The organism is Pseudomonas sp. BP01, from assembly GCF_022760795.1.
GTDB lineage: Bacteria > Pseudomonadota > Gammaproteobacteria > Pseudomonadales > Pseudomonadaceae > Aquipseudomonas > Aquipseudomonas putida_Q.
In genome coordinates this window covers 36,538-56,288 of record NZ_JAFBKA010000007.1, presented here as the reverse complement: position 1 = coordinate 56,288, position 19,751 = coordinate 36,538, and the positions used below count along the sequence as shown (strand labels likewise).

20 protein-coding genes are annotated in these 19,751 nt (G+C 59.0%); 1 reads left to right on the top strand and 19 read right to left on the bottom strand.

The window, feature by feature from the left end; all coding sequences use genetic code 11:
* Positions 1-28: 28 nt before the first annotated feature.
* The 19 genes from glmU to rpmH all read right to left on the bottom strand — a co-directional run bounded on the left by glmU (position 29) and on the right by rpmH (position 17,578).
* On the bottom strand, positions 29-1,396 hold the full coding sequence (gene glmU / locus JOY50_RS08445; RefSeq protein ID WP_019470301.1) for a bifunctional UDP-N-acetylglucosamine diphosphorylase/glucosamine-1-phosphate N-acetyltransferase GlmU: 1,368 nt from the start codon (positions 1,394-1,396) through the stop codon (positions 29-31).
* Between the two features lie 119 nt (positions 1,397-1,515).
* A complete protein-coding gene (locus JOY50_RS08440; RefSeq protein ID WP_016489909.1) occupies positions 1,516-1,935 on the bottom strand; it encodes a F0F1 ATP synthase subunit epsilon in 420 nt (139 codons plus the stop codon).
* A gap of 43 nt (positions 1,936-1,978) precedes the next feature.
* Positions 1,979-3,355 carry a F0F1 ATP synthase subunit beta gene (gene atpD / locus JOY50_RS08435; RefSeq protein ID WP_016502294.1) on the bottom strand — a complete coding sequence of 459 codons (1,377 nt, stop codon included), beginning with the start codon at positions 3,353-3,355 and terminating at the stop codon, positions 1,979-1,981.
* 27 nt (positions 3,356-3,382) lie between these two features.
* Positions 3,383-4,243 (bottom strand): F0F1 ATP synthase subunit gamma, encoded by an 861-nt coding sequence (gene atpG, locus JOY50_RS08430; RefSeq protein WP_016502295.1) that lies wholly within the window; start codon positions 4,241-4,243, stop codon positions 3,383-3,385.
* Positions 4,244-4,291: 48 nt separating this feature from the next.
* Complete coding sequence (gene atpA, locus JOY50_RS08425; RefSeq protein WP_012274911.1) at positions 4,292-5,836, bottom strand: F0F1 ATP synthase subunit alpha; 1,545 nt, start codon at positions 5,834-5,836, stop codon at positions 4,292-4,294.
* 21 nt (positions 5,837-5,857) lie between these two features.
* A complete protein-coding gene (locus JOY50_RS08420; protein ID WP_003253191.1) occupies positions 5,858-6,394 on the bottom strand; it encodes a F0F1 ATP synthase subunit delta in 537 nt (178 codons plus the stop codon).
* Between the two features lie 12 nt (positions 6,395-6,406).
* Positions 6,407-6,877 carry a F0F1 ATP synthase subunit B gene (locus JOY50_RS08415; RefSeq protein ID WP_003253189.1) on the bottom strand — a complete coding sequence of 157 codons (471 nt, stop codon included), beginning with the start codon at positions 6,875-6,877 and terminating at the stop codon, positions 6,407-6,409.
* 56 nt (positions 6,878-6,933) lie between these two features.
* Positions 6,934-7,191, bottom strand: coding sequence for a F0F1 ATP synthase subunit C (gene atpE / locus JOY50_RS08410; RefSeq protein WP_003097235.1), 258 nt, complete (start codon positions 7,189-7,191; stop codon positions 6,934-6,936).
* Between the two features lie 144 nt (positions 7,192-7,335).
* Positions 7,336-8,205: a F0F1 ATP synthase subunit A gene (atpB, locus tag JOY50_RS08405; RefSeq protein ID WP_016489912.1), complete on the bottom strand. Its 870-nt coding sequence runs from the start codon at positions 8,203-8,205 to the stop codon at positions 7,336-7,338.
* Positions 8,206-8,221: 16 nt separating this feature from the next.
* Entirely contained in the window at positions 8,222-8,629 is a 408-nt protein-coding gene (locus tag JOY50_RS08400; protein ID WP_243055066.1) for a F0F1 ATP synthase subunit I, read from the bottom strand.
* A 148-nt stretch (positions 8,630-8,777) separates the two neighbouring features.
* A complete protein-coding gene (locus JOY50_RS08395) occupies positions 8,778-9,650 on the bottom strand; it encodes a ParB/RepB/Spo0J family partition protein (protein ID WP_019470302.1) in 873 nt (290 codons plus the stop codon).
* Between the two features lie 9 nt (positions 9,651-9,659).
* Positions 9,660-10,451 (bottom strand): ParA family protein, encoded by a 792-nt coding sequence (locus JOY50_RS08390; protein WP_016489914.1) that lies wholly within the window; start codon positions 10,449-10,451, stop codon positions 9,660-9,662.
* An 18-nt stretch (positions 10,452-10,469) separates the two neighbouring features.
* A complete protein-coding gene (rsmG, locus tag JOY50_RS08385) occupies positions 10,470-11,120 on the bottom strand; it encodes a 16S rRNA (guanine(527)-N(7))-methyltransferase RsmG (RefSeq protein ID WP_019470303.1) in 651 nt (216 codons plus the stop codon).
* Entirely contained in the window at positions 11,117-13,009 is a 1,893-nt protein-coding gene (mnmG, locus tag JOY50_RS08380) for a tRNA uridine-5-carboxymethylaminomethyl(34) synthesis enzyme MnmG (RefSeq protein ID WP_026034341.1), read from the bottom strand. Before mnmG ends, rsmG begins: the two co-directional genes overlap by 4 nt.
* Before the next feature lie 634 nt (positions 13,010-13,643).
* Positions 13,644-15,014 carry a tRNA uridine-5-carboxymethylaminomethyl(34) synthesis GTPase MnmE gene (gene mnmE / locus JOY50_RS08375; protein ID WP_132846289.1) on the bottom strand — a complete coding sequence of 457 codons (1,371 nt, stop codon included), beginning with the start codon at positions 15,012-15,014 and terminating at the stop codon, positions 13,644-13,646.
* Between the two features lie 88 nt (positions 15,015-15,102).
* Positions 15,103-16,785, bottom strand: coding sequence for a membrane protein insertase YidC (yidC, locus tag JOY50_RS08370; RefSeq protein WP_019470306.1), 1,683 nt, complete (start codon positions 16,783-16,785; stop codon positions 15,103-15,105).
* A 2-nt stretch (positions 16,786-16,787) separates the two neighbouring features.
* On the bottom strand, positions 16,788-17,033 hold the full coding sequence (gene yidD, locus JOY50_RS08365) for a membrane protein insertion efficiency factor YidD (RefSeq protein WP_075046823.1): 246 nt from the start codon (positions 17,031-17,033) through the stop codon (positions 16,788-16,790).
* Positions 17,026-17,430, bottom strand: a complete 405-nt coding sequence (rnpA, locus tag JOY50_RS08360) for a ribonuclease P protein component (RefSeq protein ID WP_019470307.1) — start codon at positions 17,428-17,430, stop codon at positions 17,026-17,028. The genes yidD and rnpA overlap by 8 nt, the downstream gene beginning before the upstream one ends.
* Before the next feature lie 13 nt (positions 17,431-17,443).
* Entirely contained in the window at positions 17,444-17,578 is a 135-nt protein-coding gene (gene rpmH / locus JOY50_RS08355; RefSeq protein WP_003253163.1) for a 50S ribosomal protein L34, read from the bottom strand.
* 596 nt (positions 17,579-18,174) lie between these two features.
* On the opposite strand from rpmH, the gene dnaA reads away from it, so the two are divergent.
* A complete protein-coding gene (gene dnaA / locus JOY50_RS08350; protein WP_132846290.1) occupies positions 18,175-19,719 on the top strand; it encodes a chromosomal replication initiator protein DnaA in 1,545 nt (514 codons plus the stop codon).
* The last annotated feature ends 32 nt before the right edge of the window (positions 19,720-19,751 follow it).

The following is a 19,751-nucleotide window of genomic DNA, read 5'->3' as shown; positions in this document are numbered from 1 at the left end:
GCTTTCGATTGAAACAGCTGTGGATAACTCAGCTCTTCTTAATCTTCTCCGGCCGCTTCCAGCCCGAGATGTTGCGCTGGCGCGCGCGGCCCACAGCCAGGTCGCCGGCTTCGACGGCCTGGGTGATGGTCGAACCGGCTGCGGTAGTGGCACCGGCCTTGATTTCCACAGGCGCCACCAGTGAGTTGTTCGAACCGATGAACACGTCCTCGCCCATCACCGTCTTGAACTTGTTGGCACCATCGTAGTTGCAGGTGATGGTACCGGCGCCGATGTTGGTGCGTGCACCGATTTCAGCATCGCCCAGGTAGGTCAGGTGACCGGCCTTGGCGCCTTCACCCAGGTGGGCGTTTTTCAGTTCGACAAAGTTACCCACATGGGCCTTGGCGTCCAGCACGCTGCCCGGGCGCAGGCGGGCGAACGGGCCGGCATCGCTGCCCTCGCCCATCACGGCGCCTTCGAGGTGGCTGTTGGCCTTGACCACCGCGCCTTTGCGCAGGGTGGTGTTCTTGATGACGCAGTTTGGGCCGATCTGCACATCGTCCTCGATGACCACTTTGCCTTCGAGAATCACGTTGATGTCGATCAGCACATCACGACCAACGGTCACTTCACCCCGTACATCGAAGCGCGCCGGGTCGCGCAGCGTCACACCCTGGGCCATCAGGCGGCGGCCTTCACGCAGCTGGTAGTGACGCTCAAGCTCGGACAGCTGACGACGATCGTTGGCGCCCTGCACTTCCATCGGGTCATGTGGCTGTTCAGTGGCCACCACCAGGCCGTCAGCCACCGCCATGGCGATGACGTCGGTCAGGTAGTACTCGCCCTGGGCGTTGTTGTTCGACAGGCGGCCCATCCAGTCAGCCAGGCGCGCAGCTGGCAGGGCCAGAATACCGGTGTTGCCTTCCTTGATCGCTTTCTGCGCGTCGTTGGCGTCCTTGTGCTCAACGATGGCAGTCACCTGGCCTTGCTCGTCACGCACGATGCGGCCATAGCCGGTCGGGTCGTCGAGCGTGACCGTAAGCAGGCCCAGCTGCTGGTCATTGGCCTTGGCCAACAGACGTTGCAGGGTCTCCACTTCGATCAACGGTACATCGCCGTACAGCACCAGCACGGTGTCGGCGGTGACGGCTGGCAGTGCCTGGGCAACCGCATGGCCGGTACCCAACTGTTTTTCCTGCATGACGAAATTCAGGTCGTCAGCGGCCAGGCGCTCGCGTACCAGCTCGGCACCATGACCAATGACCACGTGAATACCTTGTGGCTGTAGTTGGCGCGCGCTGTGGATAACATGGCCGAGCATGGAGTTGCCGGCTACCGGGTGCAGCACCTTGGGCAGCGCCGAGCGCATGCGGGTACCTTGGCCGGCGGCGAGGATAACGATATCGAGTGACATTACTGGCTACCAATCCTGGGCGGTCAGTGAAATGACCGGGGGAGAAATCAGAAAAAGAAAAAGGGTAGCCGAGGCTACCCTTTTACTCAATCGCAACAGAAGTCATCAGCCGGGGCCGATTACTTGCCTTTGCGCATTTGCTGGACGGTACGCAGCTGGGCTGCGGCCTCTGCCAGACGTGCGGCGGCGGCACCGTAGTCGAAGTCCGCGCCTTTCAGATTCAGGGCGTTCTCGGCAGCCTTGAGGGCTTCCTGAGCCTGAGCTTCATCCAGGTCTGCAGCACGTTGCACGGTATCGGCAAGCACCTTGACCATGTTCGGCTGAACCTCGAGGAAACCACCAGAGATGTAGAACACCTCTTGGGCGCCACCCTGCTTGGTCAGCGTAATCGGACCTGGCTTCAGATTGGTGATCAGCGGCGCGTGGCCTGGAGCGATACCAAGATCACCCAGGTTACCGTGCGCAACCACCATCTCGACCAGACCGGAGAAAATTTCTCCTTCCGCGCTGACGATATCGCAATGGACTGTCATAGCCATCTGCTTGCCTCAACCTGATAGCGCCCCTTGCGGGGCGCAGGAATTACAGTTTCTTGGCTTTCTCGATCGCTTCGTCGATGCTGCCGACCATGTAGAACGCTTGTTCTGGCAGGTGGTCGTAGTCACCTTTGAGGATGCCGCTGAAGCCAGCGATGGTGTCTTTCAGGGAAACGTACTTGCCTGGCGAACCGGTGAAGACTTCGGCCACGAAGAACGGCTGCGACAGGAAGCGCTGGATCTTACGAGCGCGGGCTACCAGTTGCTTGTCGGTCTCGGACAGTTCGTCCATACCCAGGATCGCAATGATGTCCTTCAGCTCTTTGTAGCGCTGCAGAACATACTGAACGCCACGAGCGGTGTCGTAGTGCTCGTTGCCGATCACGTTCGGGTCCAGCTGGCGCGAAGTCGAGTCCAGTGGATCGACCGCTGGGTAGATACCCAGGGAGGCGATGTCACGGGACAGAACGACGGTGGCGTCCAAGTGGGCGAAGGTGGTCGCCGGCGACGGGTCGGTCAAGTCGTCCGCAGGTACGTATACGGCCTGGACGGAGGTGATCGAACCTTCCTTGGTGGAGGTGATGCGCTCTTGCAGAACGCCCATCTCTTCAGCCAGGGTCGGCTGGTAACCTACTGCCGAAGGCATACGGCCCAGCAGTGCGGATACTTCGGTACCGGCCAGGGTGTAACGATAGATGTTGTCGACGAACAGCAGAACGTCGTTACCTTCGTCACGGAATTTCTCAGCCATGGTCAGGCCGGTCAGCGCTACGCGCAGACGGTTTCCTGGTGGCTCGTTCATCTGACCGTAGACCAGTGCTACTTTGTCGAGAACGTTGGAGTCCTTCATCTCGTGGTAGAAGTCGTTACCCTCACGAGTACGCTCACCCACACCAGCGAACACGGAGTAACCGCTGTGTTCCATGGCGATGTTACGGATCAGTTCCATCATGTTTACGGTCTTGCCGACACCGGCACCACCGAACAGACCAACTTTACCACCCTTGGCGAACGGGCAAACCAGGTCGATAACCTTGATGCCGGTTTCCAGCAGGTCGTTGCCGCCTGCCTGGTCAGCGAACGAAGGCGCTGGCTGGTGGATACCGCGACGCTCTTCTTCACCGATCGGGCCGGCTTCGTCGATCGGGTTGCCCAGTACGTCCATGATACGGCCCAGGGTGGCCTTACCAACAGGAACGGAAATGGCAGCGCCGGAGTCAACGACTTCCAGACCGCGCTTCAGGCCTTCGGTGGAGCCCATCGCAATGGTACGAACCACGCCGTCGCCCAGCTGCTGCTGAACTTCCAGGGTGGTTTCCGCGCCTTGTACTTTCAGCGCGTTGTATACACTCGGCACGACATCACGTGGGAATTCCACGTCGATGACGGCGCCGATGATTTGAACGATACGTCCGCTACTCATAGCTGGATCCTCTGAATTTTTGAACCGTTAAACCGCGGCAGCGCCGCCGACGATTTCCGAGATCTCCTGGGTGATCGCAGCCTGACGCGCCTTGTTGTAGATCAACTGAAGCTCTTTGATCAAATCACCGGCGTTGTCTGTGGCGTTCTTCATGGCGATCATCCGGGCCGCTTGTTCAGCAGCGTTGTTCTCGACCACCGCCTGGTATACCTGCGACTCCACGTAACGCACCATCAAGCCGTCCAGCAGCTCTTTTGCGTCGGGTTCGTACAGGTAATCCCAGTGATGCTTGAGATCCTGATCCGGGGTTGCCACCAACGGTACCAATTGCTCGACCGTTGGCTTCTGGGTCATGGTGTTGATGAACTTGTTCGAAACCACGGAGAGGCGATCGATACGGCCGTCCAGGTAGGCGTCCAGCATCACTTTGACGGAGCCGATCAGATCGTTGATCGATGGCTCTTCGCCCAAGTGGCTGATCGCTGCTACGACGTTGCCGCCAAAGATGCGGAAGAAAGTCGCACCCTTGCTGCCGATCACGCACAGGTCGATTTCCACGCCCTGTTCGCGGTTTGCGCTCATGTCCTTGACCAGGGCCTTGAACAGGTTGGTATTCAAGCCACCGCACAGACCACGGTCACTGCTCACCACGATATAACCGGCGCGCTTTACAGGGCGCTCGATCATGAACGGGTGGCGGTATTCCGGGTTGGCGTTGGCCAGATGACCGATCACCTGGCGGATACGCTCCGCGTAAGGACGGCTAGCAGCCATGCGCATTTGTGCCCTGCGCATCTTGCTGACCGCCACTTTCTCCATGGCGCTGGTAATTTTTTGCGTGCTTTTGATGCTCGCAATCTTACTGCGAATCTCTTTTGCGCCTGCCATGTATCACCTATCAGGTTAGCAAGCGGGGGCCAGGGCCCCCGCTGCGGCTTACCAGGTCTGGGTGGCCTTGAACTTCTCGATACCGGCTTTCAGGCCTGCGTCGATTTCGTCGTTGAAGTCACCCTTCACGTTGATCTTCGCCATCAGTTCAGCGTGATCACGGTTGAAGAAGGCGATCAGAGCTTGCTCGAAGCTGCCGATCTTGGAGACTTCTACGTCGGTCAGGAAGCCACGCTCAGCGGCATACAGCGACAGGGCCATGTCCGCGATGGACATCGGCGCGTACTGCTTCTGCTTCATCAGCTCGGTAACGCGCTGACCATGCTCCAGCTGCTTGCGGGTCGCTTCGTCCAGATCGGACGCGAACTGGGCGAATGCAGCCAGTTCACGGTACTGAGCCAGCGCGGTACGAATACCACCGGACAGCTTCTTGATGATCTTGGTCTGAGCGGCACCACCTACGCGGGATACCGAAACACCGGCGTTCACTGCAGGGCGGATGCCCGAGTTGAACATGGCCGATTCCAGGAAGATCTGACCGTCGGTGATGGAAATCACGTTGGTCGGAACGAACGCGGAAACGTCGCCAGCCTGGGTTTCGATGATCGGCAGAGCGGTCAGGGAACCGGTTTTGCCAGTGACAGCACCGTTGGTGAACTTCTCGACGTACTCTTCCGAAACGCGCGATGCACGCTCCAGCAGACGGGAGTGGAGATAGAACACGTCGCCTGGGTACGCTTCACGTCCTGGTGGACGGCGCAGCAGCAGGGAGATCTGACGGTAGGCAACGGCCTGCTTGGACAGGTCATCGTAAACGATCAGAGCGTCTTCACCGCGGTCACGGAAGAACTCGCCCATGGTGCAACCGGCGTATGGCGCCAGGAATTGCAGTGCGGCGGATTCCGATGCACTGGCAACCACCACGATGGTGTTGGCCAGGGCGCCGTTTTCTTCCAGCTTGCGAACGATGTTGGCAACGGTGGAACGCTTCTGGCCGACAGCTACATAAACACAGAAAATACCGGAGTCTTTCTGGTTGATGATGGCGTCGATGGCCATGGCGGTCTTGCCGATCTGACGGTCGCCAATGATCAGCTCACGCTGGCCACGGCCGACAGGGATCATGGCGTCGACGGATTTGTAGCCAGTCTGTACAGGCTGGTCTACCGACTTACGCCAGATCACGCCTGGAGCAACTTTTTCGACCGCGTCGGTCTGGGTGTTGCCCAGAGGACCTTTGCCGTCGATCGGGTTGCCCAGTGCGTCGACGACGCGACCCAGCAGTTCCTTACCAACCGGAACTTCCAGGATGCGGCCGGTGCACTTGGCGCTCATGCCTTCGGCGAGGGTGTCGTAGGCACCCAGGATCACTGCACCTACGGAGTCTTGCTCCAGGTTCAGTGCCATGCCGTAGACGCCGCCCGGGAACTCGATCATTTCGCCGTACATGACGTCGGCCAGACCGTGGATCCGCACGATACCGTCGGAAACCGAAACGACGGTACCTTCGTTACGGGCTTGGGAGCTCACATCGAGGTTGTCGATGCGGCCCTTGATGATTTCACTAATTTCGGAAGGATTGAGTTGCTGCATTGCTCTGCTGCCCCTTCAAACTCAAGATTTCAATGCTTCGGCCAGTTTCGCGATTTTGCCGCGAACAGAGCCATCGATTACCAGGTCACCAGCGCGGATGACGACGCCGCCAATCAGGCTGGCATCCTCCGACGCGTGCAGGCGCACTTCCTGGCCTAACCGTGCACTGAGAACCTTGGCGAGTTTGTCTTGCTGTTCTTGGTTCAACGCGAAGGCACTGGTGACTTCCACGTCCACGGATTTCTCTTGCTCGGCCTTGTACAGGTCGAACAGAGCGGCAATCTCCGGCAGAAGCAGGAGACGGTCGTTTTCCGCGGCAACATGAATGAAATTCTGTGCCTGTGCATTGAACTTGTCACCGCACACGTCAATGAACGTGGCGGCCTTTTCTGCGCTCGTCAGTCGCGGGGCCTTGAGCAGGCGCTGCATGGTGTCGTCTTGCGACACTGCAGCAGCCAGGCCGAGCATGGCTGACCAATTGGCCAGTTGCTGATGGGCCTGGGCATGCTCAAAGGCAGCCTTAGCGTAAGGTCGGGCCAACGTGGTCAGTTCTGCCATGATCGCCCTCGCTTAAATTTCAGCGGCCAGTTTGTTAACCAGCTCCGCATGCGCGTTTTGATCGATTGTGGCGCCAAGGATCTTTTCAGCACCGCCAACAGCCAGAGCACCCACTTGGGCACGCAGGGCGTCTTTAGCGCTGTTCAGTTCCTGTTCGATCTCGGCCAGAGCCTGAGCCTTCACACGGTCAGCTTCGACGCGGGCCTGTTCACGGGCTTCCTCGACAAGCTGAGCAGCGCGTTTCTTGCTTTGCTCAATGATTTCGGCTGCCTGTGCTTTAGCTTCACGCAGTTGCTGACCCGCTTTCTCTTGGGCCAGCTCCAGGTCGCGAGCTGCGCGGTTGGCAGCGTCCAAGCCGTCGGCAATCTTCTTTTGGCGCTCTTGCAGGGCAGTGATGACCGGAGGCCATACATACTTCATGCAGAAGAGTACAAAAATCAGGAAAGCAACGGATTGGCCAATCAGGGTTGCATTAATGTTCACGCCAACACCTCGCTCGGTCTTAATTCATACAGCCATCAACTCGTGGTGACGAGTGATTAGCCGGCGATCTGACCAACGAACGGATTCGCGAAGGTGAAGAACAGAGCGATACCAACACCGATCATGGTTACGGCGTCGAGCAGACCGGCAACGATGAACATTTTAACCTGCAGCATCGGAACCATTTCTGGTTGACGAGCAGCGCCTTCCAGGAATTTGCCGCCCAGCAGGCCGAAACCAATGGCGGTACCCAGAGCACCCAGGCCGATCAGCAGAGCAACAGCGATAGCGGTCAGACCAACTACAGTTTCCATCTTTCCTCCCGACTTTTACGTCGTATTGGTTAGGTTTTTAGTTTGAAGCGGTAAAACAAATCGTTTGGTACAGCATGCCCTTGCGGACTTTTTAAGCCCTCCCCCCGAACGGGCGGGGAAGGCTATCAGACACGCCAGGCGGTCTTAATGGTTATCTTCGTGCGCCATCGACAGGTAGACGATGGTCAGCATCATGAAGATGAAAGCTTGCAGGGTGATGATCAGGATGTGGAACACAGCCCACGCCCATTGCAGCACCACACCCAGGCCGCTGAGCCACAGCAGGCCGGAGCCGAACATGACAGCGATCAGGATGAACACCAGTTCGCCGGCATACATGTTGCCGAACAGACGCAGTGCCAGCGAGATCGGCTTGGCGATCAGGGTGACGAATTCCAGCAGGAAGTTGACCGGAATCAGCAGGATCTGCACGAAGATGTTCTTGCTGCCGAACGGGTGCAGGGTCAGCTCACCGATGAAGCCACCCAGGCCCTTGACCTTGATGCTGTAGAAGATGATCAGGGCGAACACGCTGAAGGCCATGGCCAGGGTCGCGTTCGGGTCGGTGGTCGACACGGCGCGGAACGGAATGTGCGGATCACCGGAGATCAGGATGGCCAGCTGAGGAATCCAGTCGACCGGTACCAGGTCGACGGCATTCATCAGGAATACCCAGACGAAGATGGTCAGCGCCAGCGGTGCGATTACCGGGCTACGGCCGTGGAAGGAGTCCTTCACGCTGCCGTTGACGAAATCGACCATCACTTCCACGAAGTTCTGCAGACCGCCAGGCTGGCCGGAAGTCGCCTTCTTTGCCGCCATGCGGAAAATGAACAGGAAGATCAGACCCAGCGCGACGGACCAACCCAGGGTGTCCAGGTGGAACGCCCAGAAGCCCATTGCCTTGGCTTCTGCAGCCGAATGGGCAAAGCCCCAGCTGCCGTCTGGTAGTTGACCGTAGGTCAGGTTCTGCAAGTGGTGCTGGATATAGCCCGAAGCGGTTTCTGCTGCCATGGTTGCCTCAAACGCCCTAAGGTCTCGAAAGTCTTTTATTCATCAGCAGGGGCGCGAACCAGCTGACCAAAAGGGTCAACACGAAGACGCCGAATACTGCTAACGGCGCCAGTGGCTTCACTCCTGCGAAGGTCAGTGCAAAAAGCACTGCCGTCAAAATCATCTTGCCTGCCTCGCCAGCGTAAAACGACTTGACGATGGCTTGTGCTGCCCGAGCTCCGCTGAAGCCAAAAGCCTTCCAGGCGAAATACACATTGGGCAGCCACGCAATCAAACCTCCGCAAAGGCCTGAATATCCACTGACCGCCCCTTTCCACTGCCACAACACCAGGGTTGCCAGCAGCAGTACGACGAATTGAGCCAGCAGTACCGGAAAAACCGCCCAGCGATGGAAAGGCAGGCGGTTTGGCGTGCGGATTTCCATCACAACTGCTCCTCGGAAGTCGACCAACAAGTCAGCTATGACTTGGCATAATTTGTGCCGACAAAATGCGCGCAGAGTATAGGGGTGGATTAACCCCTATTCAACTCTTCGTAGTGATTTCCGACTGCGCGCTACAACAGGAATTGTTTCAGCGGATGTGAGCAAGCACGCCTTGCAACTCGTCAAGCGAGTTGTAACGAATAACCAACTGACCTTTGCCCTTGTTGCCATGACGGATCTGAACGGCCGAGCCCAGGCGCTCTGCGAGCCGCTGTTCAAGGCGTGCGATATCCGGATCAGGTTTGCTCGGTTCGACCGGATCAGGCTTGTCACTGAGCCACTGGCGAACCAGTGCCTCGGTCTGGCGCACGGTGAGACCACGTGCGACAACATGACGCGCCCCCTCCTCCTGACGGTTCTCGTCCAGACCGAGCAATGCGCGTGCGTGACCCATCTCCAGGTCACCGTGGGCGAGCATGGTCTTGATCGCCTCAGGCAAGGTGATCAGGCGCAGCAGGTTGGCCACGGTTACCCGCGACTTGCCCACGGCATCAGCCACCTGTTGCTGGGTGAGCTCGAACTCCTGCTGCAGACGCTGCAGGGCCATGGCCTCTTCCAGCGGGTTGAGGTCTTCGCGCTGGATGTTCTCGATCAGCGCCATGGCAATGGCGGCTTCATCGGGCACTTCGCGGACCATGGCCGGGATCGTGTCCAGGCCGGCCTGCTGGGTCGCGCGCCAGCGGCGCTCACCGGCGATGATCTCGTAGCGGTTTTCGCCAATCGGGCGGACCACGATCGGTTGCATCACGCCATGGCTGCGAATCGAGTGCGCGAGCTCTTCCAGCGCCTCCGGGTCCATGTCCCGGCGCGGCTGGTACTTGCCACGCTGGATCAGCTCGACCGGCAGGTGTTGCAGTTCTTTCTGGTCGATCTTCACAGCCTGCTCTTCGAGCGCGCTGACGGAAGGACCACTGAGCAGTGCATCCAACCCACGTCCGAGACCCCGTTTCTTGACGGCCATACGGATTCCTTAAGTTGTTTGTGCAGTGCGTGATTGACGGCGTTGACGGCGAACCAGTTCCCCAGCCAGGGCCAGATAGGCCAGCGCGCCGCGCGATTGCTTGTCGTAAGCCAGGGCCGGCATGCCGAAGCTAGGGGCCTCGGCCAGGCGAATATTGCGCGGAATGACCGTGTCGTACAGCTGCGGGCCAAAGTGCTCCTTCAGCTGCGCCGAAACATCGTTGTTCAGGCTCAGGCGAGGATCGTACATGGTCCGCAGCAGGCCCTCGATCTTCAGCTCCGGATTCAACCGGGCGGCGATGCGCTTGATGTTATCCACAAGGTCGCTGAGACCTTCGAGTGCGTAGTACTCGCACTGCATGGGGATGATCACGCCATCGGAAGCGACCAGGGCGTTGAGCGTGAGCATCGACAGTGACGGCGGGCAGTCGATGAGGATGAAGTCGTAGTTCTCGCGGATTGGCGCCAGGGCGTTGCGCAGACGGCTCTCCTTGACCTGCATTTCCAGCAGCACCACCTCGGCGGCGGTCAGGTCGCGGTTGGCCGGCAGCAACTGGAACCCACCATGCTCGGAGTAATGCATGGCCTGGGCCAGGTCGCATTCCCCGATCAGCAGGTCGTAGACCGAGTGCTCGAGCTCGTGCTTGTCCACACCGCTGCCCATGGTGGCGTTGCCCTGCGGATCGAGGTCGATCAGCAGCACACGACGCTTGGTCGCGGCCAGCGAGGCGGCGAGATTGATACAGGTGGTGGTCTTGCCTACACCACCTTTCTGGTTCGCGATTGCGAATACCTTAGCCATTGATGCGCGTGTTCCCAGTCATGCCTTGCGGCGCAGTATCAGCAGATGGCGCTGGCCCTGGCAACCCGGAACGGTCAGGGCCTGTTCGCTTTCTACTGTGAAGTCTGCGGGCAATGCTACCAGTTCATCGGCAGGATGCAGCCCCTTCATTGCAAGCCATTGCGTCCCGGTGTCGCCCAGATGGCGGGTCCAGTTGGTGAAGTTCTCCATGCTGCTGAAGGCGCGGGAGATGATTCCGTCGAACGGCTGAGCCGGCTGGAAGGCTTCGACCCTGCTGTGGATAACCGTGAGGTTGTCCAGTTTGAGCTCCATTTTAACCTGGGTCAGGAAGCGGGTCTTCTTGCCGTTGGCGTCCAGCACCGTCACGCGCTTGTGCGGATGCAGGATAGCCAACGGAATACCCGGCATGCCACCGCCGCTGCCCACATCCAGCCAGTTGTCACGCTCGCTGTGGATAAACGACATGACGCTCAAGCTGTCGAGCAGATGGCGCGACACCATCTCGTCCGGGTCGCGCACCGCCGTAAGGTTGTAGGCTTTGTTCCATTTGATCAACAGGGCCAGGTAGCCAAGCAGTTTCTCGTGATGCTCGGCGCTCAGCTCGACACCGAGCTGGCGCGCGCCTGTGGACAACTCTTCAGCGTGTTGCGGGGTGACCAGGGAACTCAAGCGCTTTGCTCCAATTCGCGGCCAGCGCCGCGTTTTTTCAAGTAAATCAGCAACAGGGAAATCGCCGCCGGGGTCACGCCGGGAATGCGCGAAGCCTGGCCCAGGGTTTCCGGCCGGGTCTGACCCAGCTTGCCCTGGATCTCCTTGGACAAGCCAGAAATCGTCGAGTAATCGATATCCACAGGCAGGCGGGTGTCTTCACTGGCGCGCAAGCGAGCGATTTCATCCTGCTGGCGGTCGATGTAGCCCGCGTACTTGGTGCGGATCTCGACCTGCTCGGCGACCTGTGGATCGATCGCTTCACCGCCGGTCGCCTCGATCAGCCCGGCGTAGTCGATTTCCGGGCGCGCCAGCAGGTTGAGCAGGCTGTACTCGTGGCTGAGCGGCGTGCCGAACTTATCCACAATGGCCTGGCCTTGCTCGGTGTTCGGCCGAACCCAGGTCGACTTCAGGCGCTGTTCCTCACGCTCGATGCCGTCACGCTTGGCGCAGAAGGCGGCCCAGCGCTGGTCGTCGATCAGGCCCAGTTCACGGCCTTTCTCGGTCAGGCGCAGGTCGGCGTTGTCTTCGCGCAGGATCAGGCGGTACTCGGCACGCGAGGTGAACATGCGGTACGGCTCCTGGGTACCCAGGGTGATCAGGTCGTCGACCAGCACGCCGATGTACGCCTCGTCGCGGCGCGGGCACCAGCTGTCGCGGCCCTGTGCGCGCAGTGCGGCGTTGGTCCCGGCCAGCAGGCCCTGGGCACCGGCTTCTTCGTAACCGGTGGTGCCGTTGATCTGCCCGGCGAAGAACAGGCCGCCGATGACTTTGGTCTCGAGGCTGTACTTGAGGTCACGCGGGTCGAAGTAGTCGTACTCGATGGCGTAGCCCGGGCGGACGATGTGTGCGTTTTCCATGCCGCGGATCGAACGCACCAGCTCCAGCTGCACGTCGAACGGCAGCGAAGTGGAAATACCGTTGGGGTACAGCTCGTGAGTGTTCAGGCCTTCCGGCTCGATGAACACCTGGTGGCTTTCCTTGTCGGCGAAGCGGTGGATCTTGTCTTCGATCGATGGGCAGTAGCGCGGCCCGACGCCTTCGATCACACCTGAGTACATCGGCGAACGATCGAGGTTCGAGGCGATGATCTCGTGGGTACGCGCATTGGTATGGGTAATCCAGCAGCTCACCTGCCGTGGGTGCATTTCGGCATTGCCCATGAAGGACATGACCGGGATCGGGGTATCACCTGGCTGCTCGGTCATCACCGAGAAATCCACAGAGCGCCCATCGATGCGTGGCGGAGTGCCGGTTTTCAGGCGGCCGACGCGCAGCGGCAGTTCCCGCATGCGGTGGGCCAGGGCGATCGAGGGTGGATCACCGGCGCGACCACCGGAATGGTTTTGCAGGCCAATGTGGATAAGCCCGCCCAGGAAGGTACCGGTAGTCAGTACTACGGATTCTGCGAAGAAACGCAAACCCATCTGGGTAACTACGCCCTTGACCTGGTCCTGCTCGACGATCAGGTCGTCGCAGGACTGCTGGAATATCCACAGGTTCGGCTGGTTTTCCAGGATTTCACGCACCACCGCCTTGTAAATGGCGCGGTCGGCCTGTGCACGGGTGGCGCGTACCGCCGGGCCCTTGCGGTTGTTCAGAACGCGGAACTGGATGCCGCTCTTGTCGGTGGCCAGCGCCATGGCGCCGCCGAGGGCATCGATCTCTTTGACCAGATGGCTTTTGCCAATACCGCCGATGGCGGGGTTGCAGCTCATGTGACCGAGGGTTTCCACGTTATGGGTCAACAGCAGGGTTTTCACACCCATGCGTGCAGACGCAAGCGCAGCCTCGGTACCGGCATGGCCGCCGCCGATGACGATCACTTCAAAACGGGAAGGGAAATCCACCACGCACCTCGTGCCTGTTTTTGCGAATAGAGAAGGTAAGCCGACAAGTATAGGGACTTCACCCCCTTTAAAGAAACCGTCTGAGCAAATTTTGACCAGTCTGTGGATGAGTGGCAGACAACAGAAATCAACAAGAAGAAATTTATAAAAGCTTTGTTTTTATGTTTATTCTTATGCACAACGATATCTGTGGATAAAGCTCTGTAGGCCACGATTTGCGATGTGTAGAGAGAAATTAAACCCTGTGTCTGGAGTGCCATGAGGGCTATGGATAACGTCATTTAGCCTGTGGATGAAATGGCTATTTACCCACAGGCGGATTTTTCCTCAGAAAAAAAGCCTGCTTATCAACTGAGCTGAAGATGGGTTTTCCACAGGGCTCCTGAGCGCAGTTTTCAGGTTGTGGATGAAAAAATACTCAAGTTCACGACAGATGCGGACAAAGGCGACAGCCGGTTTTCCGCAAAAGCGTCGGCCCAGCCATAGAGATCTAGCGGTTGTAATGCCGTCTTCGCGGGCATGCCCGCTCCCACAGGTGCGCTGTTAACCTCACTGTGGTCACTTCCTGCAACGAATTTCAGGCAAAAAAAAGCCGCTCCCTAAGGAGCGGCGCTTGGCCGTGTCTGGCTGTGGATTACTTGCCGATGCAGAAGCTGGAGAAAATCCGCCCCAGCAGGTCATCCGAGCTGAATGCCCCGGTAATTTCCCCCAGGGCATGCTGTGCCTGGCGCAAGTCCTCTGCCAGCAGCTCTCCTGCGCCCGCCAAGGTCAACTGTGCGCGGCCGTGCTCCAGGTGCTCGCTGGCCTGGCGCAAGGCATCCAGGTGGCGCCGGCGGGCACTGAAGCCGCTCTCTGCCGTCTGTTCGTAACCCATGCAGGCCTTGAGATGGTCGCGCAGCAGTTGCAGCCCTGTGTCGTCGCCCTTGGCACTGAGGGTGATGGTCACATGGCCGTCATCGCACTGTTCCAGCGCTACCCGCTCACCACTCAGGTCGGCCTTGTTGCGAATCAGCGTGACCTTGGCCGGGTCCGGCCGCTGAGCGAGAAACTCGGGCCACAAGGCGAACGGGTCGCTGGCCTCGGGCGCGGTGGAGTCGACCACCAGCAACACACGATCGGCCTCGCCAATGGCCTTCAGGGCGCGTTCTACGCCGATCTTTTCCACATGGTCATCGGTATCACGCAAACCGGCGGTATCGACCACGTGCAGCGGCATACCGTCGATGTGGATATGTTCGCGCAGGATGTCCCGGGTGGTGCCGGCGATATCGGTGACAATGGCGGCTTCCCGACCAGCCAGCTGATTCAGCAGGCTCGACTTGCCGGCGTTCGGCCGCCCGGCGATGACCACCGTCATGCCGTCACGCAGCAAGGCACCCTGCCCGGCCTCACGTTGCACGGTGGATAACTCGCCGCGCACTGCATCGAGCATCGACAGGACGTGGCCATCGGCGAGGAAATCGATCTCCTCTTCAGGGAAGTCGATTGCTGCCTCGACGTAGATGCGCAGGGCAATCAGCGCCTCGGTGAGGCTGTGCACACGCTTGGAGAATTCCCCTTGCAGCGAGCGCAGGGCGTTACGTGCCGCCTGGCTGGAGCTGGCCTCGATCAGGTCGGCAATGGCTTCGGCCTGGGCCAGGTCGAGCTTGTCGTTGAGGAACGCACGTTCGCTGAATTCACCCGGGCGGGCCAGGCGACAGCCAACTTGTACACAGCGCTGCAGCAGCATGTCCAGCACCACCGGGCCACCGTGGCCCTGGAGTTCGAGCACATCTTCGCCGGTGAACGAGTTTGGCCCTGGGAAGAACAACGCGATCCCTTCGTCCAGCACCAGCCCTTCATCGTCGCGGAACGGGCCGTAATGGGCATGGCGAGGGGTCAGCGTACGACCGGTGATCAACTGCCCGGCCTTGCTGGCCAAAGGGCCGGACAACCTGACAATACCCACACCACCGCGGCCTTGGGCGGTAGCGATGGCGGCGATGGTTTCACGCACAGTGTTCATGCTCGAAAGCCTCTACGACAAAAACGACAGATAGCAAAAACGCCCCACTAGGGGGCGTTTTTTATTCACAGGCTAGCGTACTAGCCCGTCAAGCAGCAGCTTTTTTGGTGGCTGCTTCGATACGGCGAGTGATGTACCACTGCTGCGAAATCGACAGGCAGTTGTTCACAACCCAGTACAGCACCAGACCAGCCGGGAACCACAGGAAGAAGAAGGTGAAGATGATCGGCATCATTTTCATCACCTTGGCCTGCATCGGATCCGGCGGCGTCGGGTTCAGGCGCTGCTGGATGAACATGGTGGCGCCCATGATGATCGGCAGGATGAAGAACGGATCCTTGATCGACAGGTCGGTAATCCACAGCATCCATGGGGCCTGGCGCATTTCTACGCTTTCCAGCAGTACCCAGTACAGGGCCAGGAATACCGGCATCTGCACCAGGATCGGCAGGCAGCCGCCCAGCGGGTTGATCTTCTCTTTCTTGTACAGCTCCATCATCGCCTGGGACATCTTCTGGCGATCGTCACCGAAGCGTTCCTTCAGCGCGGCAAGCTTGGGCGCAACAGCACGCATGCGCGCCATGGAGCGGTAGCTGGCAGCCGACAGCGGGAAGAACAGGCCTTTGATCAGCATGGTCAGCACGATGATGGACCAGCCCCAGTTACCCAGCAGGCTGTGGATATGTTGCAGCAGCCAGAAGATCGGCTGGGCGATGAACCACAGGAAGCCGTAGTCGACGGTCAGTTCCAGGCCTGGGGACAACTCTTTGAGCTTGGACTGGATCTTCGGGCCGGCGTACAGCATGGCGCTGGTTTCGACCTTGCCACCCGCAGGGACGCTGAGGGCTGGGCCGGTGTAGCCGATGATGTAGTTGCCCTGGCTGTCCTTGCGGGTCTGGACAACGTTGTTGTCCGACTTGGCCGGAATCCAGGCGGTCACGAAGTAGTGCTGCAGCCAGGCAACCCAGCCGCCGGACACATTTTCTTTCAAACTACCTTTGTCGATGTCCTTCATCGAGACCTTTTTGTAGGGCTCGGAAGCTGTCCACAGGGCTGCGCCCAGGTAGGTGGCGGTGCCAGTGGCAGTGCTCGAGGACGGATCGCCGCTGGCGTCACGCTTGAGCTGGGCAAACATGTTGCCGCTCCAGGCCTGGTCGCTCTGGTTGTCGATCAGGTAGCTGACATTCAGGTCGTACTCACCGCGCTTGAAGCTGAAGCGCTTGATGTAGTTGACACCGTTGTCGCTGAACTTCAGGTCGACCACCAGTTGTTCTTGGCCGTCGGCCAGCTGGTAGCTCTTCTGTTCGGCGGCATACAGCGGACGGCCGCTGGCGCGGGCATCCGGGCCGTTGGCACCGGTCAGGCCGCTTTGTGCCAGGTAGACACGCTCACCACCATTGTCGAACAACTGGAATGGAATGTTCGGGTGGTCTTGACGGCGTGGGTACTTCGGCAGGTTCAACTGGACGATGTCACCACCGACCGGATCGATAGCCAGTTCCAGGACGTCGGTCTTGACGCGGATCAGGTCCTTGCTGAGTGCGACCGGTGCCAGTTCGGCAGCACTCGATTCGGCGTTGGCGCTTGGTACATCGGCGCTGGCGCCGTTGTTACCGGCCGGCACGCCATCAGGCAAACCCGGAGCAACAGTGCTGGCAGCAGTATTCTGAGTCGGCAGGGCAGCTTGGCCGTAGTCATCGTTCCACTTCAGGACCATGACGTAGGACACGACTGCCAGCGCGGCGATCAGGATCGTGCGTTTAATATCCATGATTACTCGGCTATCGAAGAAGTTCGGGAGGAAGGAGCGGGTGGAACGGGGTCGAAACCGCCGTCATTCCACGGATGACAACGCCCCAGGCGACGAACGGCCAGCCACCCACCACGCCAGAGGCCATGGTTTTCGATGGCTTCATAAGCGTAACAGGAGCAACTGGGGAAAAAACGACAGTGACTGGCCATCAGAGGACTAATGGCGTAACGGTAAAACTGGATCGGAACGAGTGCCAGTTTACGCATCTTGGCTGTCTACCCCTGCGGAATTGGCGGTGACTGCTGGTGTTGGCCGGCTGCGTGCCAGGCGTTTCCAGAGCTTGCCAAAGTGTTGGTGCAATTCCGGGTTTTCTATCTCACCCAATCCCTTGCGCGCGACGATCACGATGTCCAACCCGGCAAGCGATTGCTGGTTCAGACGAAAGGAATCGCGCATCAAGCGCTTGAGGCGGTTGCGTTGAACGGCGAGCTTGACGCTCTTCTTGCCAATCACCAGGCCGAGACGTGGGTGATCGAGACCGTTCTCGCGAGCAAGGATCAGCAGGTTTTTCCCTGGAACCTTGCCGGTTGGGGAGTCGAAGACCGCTTTGAAGTGTCGGGGTGTAAGCAGTCGCTTTTCCCGACTGAAGTCCTGACTCACCACCTGTGCCGAAAAATCAAATGGCCAGACGCTTACGGCCTTTGGCACGACGACGCGACAGAACAGCACGGCCGTTCTTGGTAGCCATACGGGCACGGAAACCGTGGGTGCGGGCGCGCTTGATGGTGCTTGGTTGGAAAGTACGTTTCATGGCGTGTTACCTGGTTTGTCGACGACGGGCCGGGATGGCCCCCTTTTTAAGAGACCGGCGATTCTAGAGAAAGCAAGCCCGTAGGTCAATTTCCAACCAGCTATTCCCTATAGGCCGTGTGATGGACGGTGCCTGCTCGTTCATCCTCAAGGGGGTGGTTGATCGGACACACGAATTGGGGACAACATGAAAAAAAAGAAGAGACATATAAAAAGCTTTTCTGAATAACTTATAAATCTTAGGTGGATAACCTTCTGTGGATAACCTTCTGTAGGCCAGTAAATACGAGCTGTACAGAGTTTTAAAACCTTGTTCTCAACCGGTGCTGCGCTTGTTTCCATCGTGGTCGAAACCTGTGGATTAAAATGGCGCTTATCCACAGATGAGTTATCAACAGATCTGGACCCAGGGTTGTGCATAGCCCTCATGGTCGTTTATCCACAGGGCTTATTCACAGTGAGGCAAAGCCTTTTTGGTCGATAAATGGCTGTTTTGTCATGGTTCCTAACGTGTCCACATGTGGATAACTGAACGCTCGACCGGTACAATGGCGGTTTGCTTTTGCCTCATCCGGCTTTCAAACTCAGGGGATATCCGTGTCAGTGGAACTTTGGCAGCAGTGCGTGGAGCTTCTGCGCGATGAACTGCCTGCCCAGCAATTCAACACCTGGATCCGTCCGCTACAGGTCGAAGCCGAAGGCGACGAGTTGCGCGTCTATGCGCCTAACCGTTTCGTTCTCGATTGGGTCAATGAAAAGTACCTGAGCCGCTTGCTCGAGCTGTTGGGTGAGAACGGCAGCGGCATTGCGCCTGCCCTTTCCTTATTAATAGGCAGCCGGCGCAGCTCGGCCCCACGTGCCGCGCCCAACGCGCCTGTCAGCGCCGCGGTAGCCGCTTCGCTGGCGCAGACCCGGTCGCAGAGCCAGGCACAAAAGCCAGTGCCGGTAGCGGCAGCGGTCGAACCCGTTGCTGTCACGGCCACCGAGCCTGTACTGGTCAATGAATTGGCAGAGCCGTCCTCGCGTGACAGCTTTGATGCCATGGTCGAGCCTGTGTCGGCGCCAGCCAGCAATGCCCGGACCGAACAGCGCACCGTCCAGGTAGAAGGTGCGCTCAAGCACACCAGCTACCTGAATCGCACTTTCACCTTCGACACCTTCGTCGAAGGTAAGTCGAACCAGCTGGCGCGCGCGGCTGCCTGGCAGGTGGCTGATAACCCCAAGCATGGCTATAACCCGCTGTTCCTGTACGGCGGCGTTGGCCTGGGTAAAACCCACCTTATGCATGCTGTGGGTAACCACCTGCTGAGGAAGAACCCGAACGCCAAAGTCGTGTACCTGCACTCCGAGCGCTTCGTCGCAGACATGGTCAAGGCGCTGCAGCTCAACGCCATCAACGAGTTCAAGCGCTTCTACCGTTCGGTGGATGCGTTGCTGATCGACGATATCCAGTTCTTTGCACGCAAAGAGCGCTCGCAGGAAGAGTTTTTCCACACCTTCAATGCCCTGCTTGAGGGCGGCCAGCAGGTAATTCTGACCTCTGACCGTTACCCCAAGGAAATCGAAGGCCTGGAGGAGCGCCTGAAGTCGCGCTTTGGTTGGGGGCTGACGGTGGCAGTCGAGCCACCAGAGCTGGAAACCCGCGTAGCGATCCTGATGAAAAAGGCCGACCAGGCCAAGGTCGAGCTGCCACACGATGCGGCCTTCTTCATCGCCCAGCGCATTCGCTCCAACGTACGTGAGCTGGAGGGTGCACTGAAGCGGGTGATTGCCCACTCGCACTTCATGGGCCGCGATATCACCATCGAGCTGATCCGTGAGTCGCTGAAAGACCTGCTGGCGCTGCAAGATAAACTGGTCAGTGTGGATAACATTCAGCGCACCGTTGCCGAGTACTACAAGATCAAGATCTCTGATCTGTTGTCCAAGCGTCGTTCGCGTTCTGTCGCGCGTCCACGTCAGGTGGCCATGGCCCTGTCCAAGGAGCTGACCAACCACAGCCTGCCGGAAATCGGCGACATGTTCGGTGGTCGCGACCATACGACCGTGCTGCACGCCTGCCGCAAGATCAACGAATTGAAGGAATCCGACGCGGACATCCGCGAGGACTACAAGAACCTGCTGCGGACGCTGACGACCTGATGGCCGTCTGCGCAGCTAATTGAAGGCAAGGG